The organism is Skermanella sp. (genome assembly GCF_059503625.1).
The window spans coordinates 1-5,426 of the sequence record NZ_JCACHA010001108.1; the positions used below are offsets into that span (position 1 = coordinate 1).

General features: G+C 65.2%; 5 protein-coding genes. 3 read left to right on the forward strand and 2 right to left on the reverse strand.

Annotated elements, in window-relative coordinates; genetic code table 11:
• Both AC5JJ6_RS39770 and AC5JJ6_RS39775 read left to right on the forward strand, forming a co-directional pair.
• A partial coding sequence (locus tag AC5JJ6_RS39770; RefSeq protein ID WP_496047341.1) for an NAD(P)/FAD-dependent oxidoreductase occupies positions 1 to 688 on the forward strand: 688 nt, incomplete at its 5' end.
• Between the two features lie 200 nt (positions 689 to 888).
• Positions 889 to 1,788, forward strand: a complete 900-nt coding sequence (locus tag AC5JJ6_RS39775; RefSeq protein WP_496047342.1) for a transglycosylase SLT domain-containing protein — start codon at positions 889 to 891, stop codon at positions 1,786 to 1,788.
• Between the two features lie 30 nt (positions 1,789 to 1,818).
• Here the strand turns inward: AC5JJ6_RS39775 and AC5JJ6_RS39780 are convergent, their stop codons facing one another.
• Positions 1,819 to 2,877: a MaoC family dehydratase gene (locus AC5JJ6_RS39780; RefSeq protein ID WP_496047343.1), complete on the reverse strand. Its 1,059-nt coding sequence runs from the start codon at positions 2,875 to 2,877 to the stop codon at positions 1,819 to 1,821.
• Between the two features lie 44 nt (positions 2,878 to 2,921).
• Complete coding sequence (locus tag AC5JJ6_RS39785; protein ID WP_496047344.1) at positions 2,922 to 3,809, reverse strand: HpcH/HpaI aldolase/citrate lyase family protein; 888 nt, start codon at positions 3,807 to 3,809, stop codon at positions 2,922 to 2,924.
• Positions 3,810 to 4,083: 274 nt separating this feature from the next.
• Between AC5JJ6_RS39785 and AC5JJ6_RS39790 the strand changes: the two genes are divergently transcribed.
• Positions 4,084 to 5,391, forward strand: a complete 1,308-nt coding sequence (locus AC5JJ6_RS39790; protein ID WP_496047345.1) for a GGDEF domain-containing protein — start codon at positions 4,084 to 4,086, stop codon at positions 5,389 to 5,391.
• The last annotated feature ends 35 nt before the right edge of the window (positions 5,392 to 5,426 follow it).

Consider the following 5,426-nt stretch of genomic DNA (forward strand, 5'->3'; position numbering starts at 1 on the left):
CGATACCCACGGCCTGATGCTGGCCTACCAGGGTGAGATGGAAGACCATGGGGGCATGGTCGCGTTCAACAGTCCTGTCACCGGCGGCAAGGTGACGGACGATGGGATCATCATCGAAACGGGCGGGCCGGAGCCGTTCAGGCTGCTCGCCAAATCAGTCGTCAATGCCGGCGGCCTGTACGCCCAGGACATCGCGCACCTGATCGAGGGCATTGCGGCCTCCAGCATTCCGCCGATCCATTATGCCAAGGGGAACTACTTCTCGCTGGCGAAGCGGGCGCCCTTCAGCCGGCTGATCTACCCCGTGCCGGAGCCGGGCGGGCTGGGCGTCCACCTGACGCTCGATCTCGCGGGGCAGGCCCGTTTCGGGCCGGATGTCGAGTGGATCGAGCGGATGAACTACGACGTCGATATCCGCAGGGCCGACAAGTTCTACGGCGCCATCCGGCGCTACTGGCCGGGTCTGCCGGACAACGCGCTTCAGCCGGGCTATGCCGGCATCAGGCCGAAGCTGGTTCCCGCTGGGGTGCCCGACGCCGATTTCATGGTCCAGGGACCGCGCGACCATGGCGTCCCCGGTTTGCTCAACCTCTACGGCATCGAGTCCCCCGGTATCACGGCGTCGCTCGCCATCGCAGCCCTGGCCGAATCCGCGCTGCTCGAGCGCGAAGCGGTTCCGGTCCTGTAAGACGCCGCGACGATCTCCACCGCCGAACGGTGTATCGATTTGAACCTCGTGACAATCGATAGGTGTGGCGGTGGAGAACGCCGACGGGTGATTCCGGGAACCTCATGGGCCATCGCATAGCCTAAAGGTAGGCTTGGGGCTCCAGCTTCCCTGTGTTACTTCAGACAAGTCAGTTTTCATAAGAAGAAAGTCGTTTGGTGATGCGGGCAATCCGACAATCATTAATCATTATCGGTTTCTGCTTCGCACCATTTCAGGCCAACGCCGAAACACCCGACAAAACAGTACTTGCGCTTGAAACGTTAGCCCAGTCCGGCAGCACGCGAGCCCAGTTCGAACTGGCACGACGCCTTGAAATGGGAATCGGAACCAAATCCGACAGCTCCAAGGCTTTCGACCTCTACTGCAAGGCCGCTGCCAAAGGCCATCCGGTGGCGGCCTACAAGATCGGGTCCCTGTTTCTGTCCGGCAAGGGAGTGAGCCGCAGCGAACCGATGGCGGCGTCCTGGTTCCGCCGCGCGATCGAGCTGGGCCACCCCGAAGCCAGGGAAATGATGCCGAAAGCCGTCAGCCTGAAAGACCTTCCGGCACCGGGTTGCTATGTAGCCAGTGCGCTTGCTCCGACTCCCGGCGTGGCCCTGATGCCGCCGGCGCAGATCGAGAAGATGGTGCGCGGAATGGCTCCCGAATTCGGGCTCGATCCCAATTTCGTGCTCGCCATCATGCAGATCGAGTCCAACTACCGGACCGATGCCGTCTCTCCTCGAAATGCCCAGGGATTGATGCAGCTTATCCCGGATACGGCCGAGCGGTTCGGCGTCAAGGACCCGTTCGACGCGAAGGACAATATGCGCGGCGGCATGCGCTACCTGCGCTGGCTGCTGGCCTATTTCCAAGGCGACGTATCGCTGGTCGCCGCCGCCTACAATGCCGGAGAAGGCGCCGTCGAGCGGTATCGCGGCGTTCCGCCCTACAAGGAAACGGAAACCTACGTGAAGCGCCTAAACTCGGTCTATCCGCGCAAGCGCCACCCGTTCCAACCAAAGATTGCCAAAGCGTCCGAAGTGTTCAACAGGGCCGAGGTCGCGGAACTCGACTGAGCCCGCTTTCCCGACCCTGCCTCATGATGATCAGCCGACCCGGCGCGGAACCAGCACGGTGTAGTCGAGGTCGAGCACGACGGACGGGTCCGTCTTGCCGTCCGCCCCGACATTGGGGAAATCGGCGCAGGCGCGATCCTTGACTGCAATGGTCCGCAGGCGCAGGGCGCCGATGTCGCGCCGGTCCGGGATCTCCTGCTTCTCCAGGATCTCGGTCCAGGCATAGATCGTGTCGCCGGCGAAGGTCGGGGCGACGTGACGCCCGCCGTTGATGGCGGCCACGCGTACCGCATTGGCGAGACCGTTGAAGCTGAGCGCCCGCGCGATGCTGATGATGTGCCCGCCATAGATCAGGCGGCGACCGAAGCGGCCTTCCTTCTCCGTGTGCTGGTTGAAGTGGACGCGGGCCGTGTTCTGGTACAGCCGGGTCGCCATGGCGTGCTCCGACTCTTCGATCGTCATGCCGTCGACATGGTCGATCTTCTCGCCGGCGCTGTAGTCGTCCCACAGATGGGGCGAGCCGGCGGCGACCGTGTCGTAGGTGGCGAAACCGGCGCCGGCCGGGACGATCAGCTCGCTCACCGGCACGGCGTCCGGCAGGTCGGGGACCACCGCCTCGGGCGCCAGGGCCGATTCGTCACGCTTCCGGACCATCACCCAGCGGCAGTAGTCCAGCACCATCTCGCCGCGCTGGTTGACGCCGACCGAGCGGACATAGACGGTGCCGGTCTTGCCGTTGGAATTCTCCTTCAGCCCGATCACTTCGGAGACCGACGACAGGGTGTCGCCCGGATAGACCGGCTCGCCGAAGCGGCCGGCCGCGTAGCCGAGATTGGCGACGGCGTTGAGCGAGATGTCGGGCACCGTCTTGCCGAAGACGACGTGGAAGGCCAGCACGTCGTCGATCGTGGCACCCTCGTACCCAAGGTCCTGGGCGAAGGTATCGGCAGAGTGAAGGGGAAAGCGCGAGCCGGTCAGGGCCACATAGAGTGCCATGTCGCCCTCGGTCACCGTGCGCGGGGTCGCGTGGACGATCTCCTGGCCCAGCTTGAAATCTTCGAAATAATTGCCGGGGTTGGTCTTGGTCATTGCCCTGCTCGCTCCGAACGTTTTTTAGCTGAATGAATTTCTGCTCAGGCGGCCGCTTCGGCTTCCAGGGCTTCGATCGCCTCGGCCAGGGCCACCAGCCGGCGGGCGTTCTCGACGTGCAGGTTCTCGACCAGCTTGCCGTCCACCAGCACCACGCCCTTGCCCTCGGCGACTGCCGCCTGGAAGGCGTCGATGATGCGGCGGGAATGCGCCACCTCGTCCGCCGAGGGGCCGAAGGCCGCGTTGGCGGCTGCCAGCGTCTTCGGGTGGATCAGCGTCTTGCCGTCGAAGCCAAGCTCGACGCCCTGCCGGCAGGAGGCCGCGAAGCCTTCGTCGTCGTTGAGGTCGAGATAGACGCCGTCGAGGATGGCGAGACCATAGGCGCGGGCCGCCAGCAGGCACAGGCCAAGGCTGGTGATCATCGGCAGCCGGTCGCGCGTGTGGGCGGCGTGGAGGTCCTTGGCGAGGTCGGAGGTGCCCATGACGAAGGCGCCGAGCCGGGGCGAGGCGCCCGCGATCTCCTTGGCGTTCAGCATCGCCAGCGGGGTTTCCATCATGCACCAGATCTTGAGACCGGCCGGAGCGCCCGAGGCCACCAGGACCTGCTCCGCCTGCCGGACCAGGTCAGCCGATTCGACCTTGGGCAGCAGCACCGCGTCGGCGCCTGATGTGGCGGCGAACACGAGGTCCTCGTAGCCCCAGGCGGTGTTCAGGCCGTTGGTGCGGACGATCAGCTCGCGCTTGCCATAGCCGCCGCCCTTGATCGCGTCGCCGATCTGGGTGCGCGCCTGAGCCTTGGCGTCGGGCGCCACCGCGTCCTCCAGGTCGAGGATCAGGCCATCCGCCTGCAAGGTCTTGCCCTTCTCCATGGCGCGCGGGTTGGAACCCGGCATGTAAAGGACGCTGCGACGGGGGCGGACAGTCATGGCCATGCGCGGACTCCCTGTGTTCTGAACCTGACTTCGTTGGCCGGGACCTTACCGCGCAGGTGCGGTAGGGAGCAATCGGGGACATGGGGGTGAACGGAGAAGCAATGCGCGACAAAGCGGCCGGCGGGTCCGGTGCTGCACTATGACGCGTCGCGGCTGCAAGGCGCGGTTGGCAATCCTGTTTCGCTCTGCCCTATGATCATTGCTTGATCACGGCACCAGGGATCGTCGGCGCTCGTCGCGGAGAGCCGCTGTAGCGAGGTCGACGAATACTCAAATGTTCAATACTCGCGGGAAACCTGTTCAGGCCATCACGGTACTGCTTGTCGAGGACAACCCCCGCGATGCCGCTCTGGTGGCTTGCGTGCTCGGTGACCGCACTCCCCGCTTCGAGCTGACCACGGTCGGCACGCTGTCCGGCGCCCTGCGCTCCCTGAAGGACTGCCGTTTCGATGTCATTCTGCTCGACATCGTTCTGCCGGACAGCCAAGGCTTCGCCACCATTGCCGCTATCCGCAAGGCGGCGCCGGCCCTCCCGCTGATCGTCCTGACCGGTTGCGCCGATAACGAGATGGCGCTCGCCGCGGTCGAAGCGGGCGTCCAGGACTTCCTGATCAAAGGCGACTTCGAGATCGCCATGATCGAACGGGCGGTCCGCCACGCCATCGCCCGCAGCCATCTGGAAGAACGCTTGAAAGCGTCGGAGGAGCGGTTGAAGGGCGTGCTGGATCTGGCGCACGATGCGATCGTGTCGGTCGATGTCGGGCAGCGGATCGTGCTTTTCAATCCGGCGGCGGAACGAATGTTCGGCTATCGGGCGGACGAGATCGTCGGTCGGCCCCTGTCGCTTCTGATTCCCGAACCCCTGCGTGCCGCCCATGCGGAGCAGTTCGTCGGCTTCTTCCGGGAAGGCGTAGAATCGCGGACCATGGTGGACCGGCCGGAGGTGAGCGGCCTGCACCGCGACGGCAACGTCTTTCCGGTGGAGGTCTCGCTTTCCCGGTCGGAGGGACCGGACGGACCGCTGTTCACCGCCATGATCCGCGATATCACCGACCGCAAGCGGACGGAGGCGGAGTTGCGGCTGCTCGCGACGACCGATCCCCTGACCGGTCTTGCCAACCGGCGCCACCTGATCGAGCGGGCGGAGCGGGAGTTGCTGCGCCTTCAGCGCTTCGGAAGTCCTTTCAGCCTGATGACGCTGGACATCGATCACTTCAAGCGGATCAACGACACCTACGGCCATGCCTGCGGCGACCGCGCCCTGTGCGCCCTCGCCGCGACTTGCGTCGGGCTGCTGCGGGAGATCGACATGGTCGGGCGCATGGGAGGCGAGGAGTTCACCATCGTCCTGCCGGAAACCGTCGGAGACGAGGCGATGCTGGTGGCGGACCGGATCAGGCGGGCGATCGGCGATATCCGCTGCGATTCCGATACGGCGGCAGCGGCGTTCGGCTTCAAGGTAAGCATCGGCGTCGCCGAGTGCTCTCCGGAGGAGGCACGCATCGAGCAGCCCCTGGCACGGGCCGACCGTGCCCTGTACGAGGCCAAGGCCCAAGGGCGTAACCGGGTGGTGCGGGCCTGAGGAATCCCGCCGGTTTCCGCCACAAGTTTGCTGCA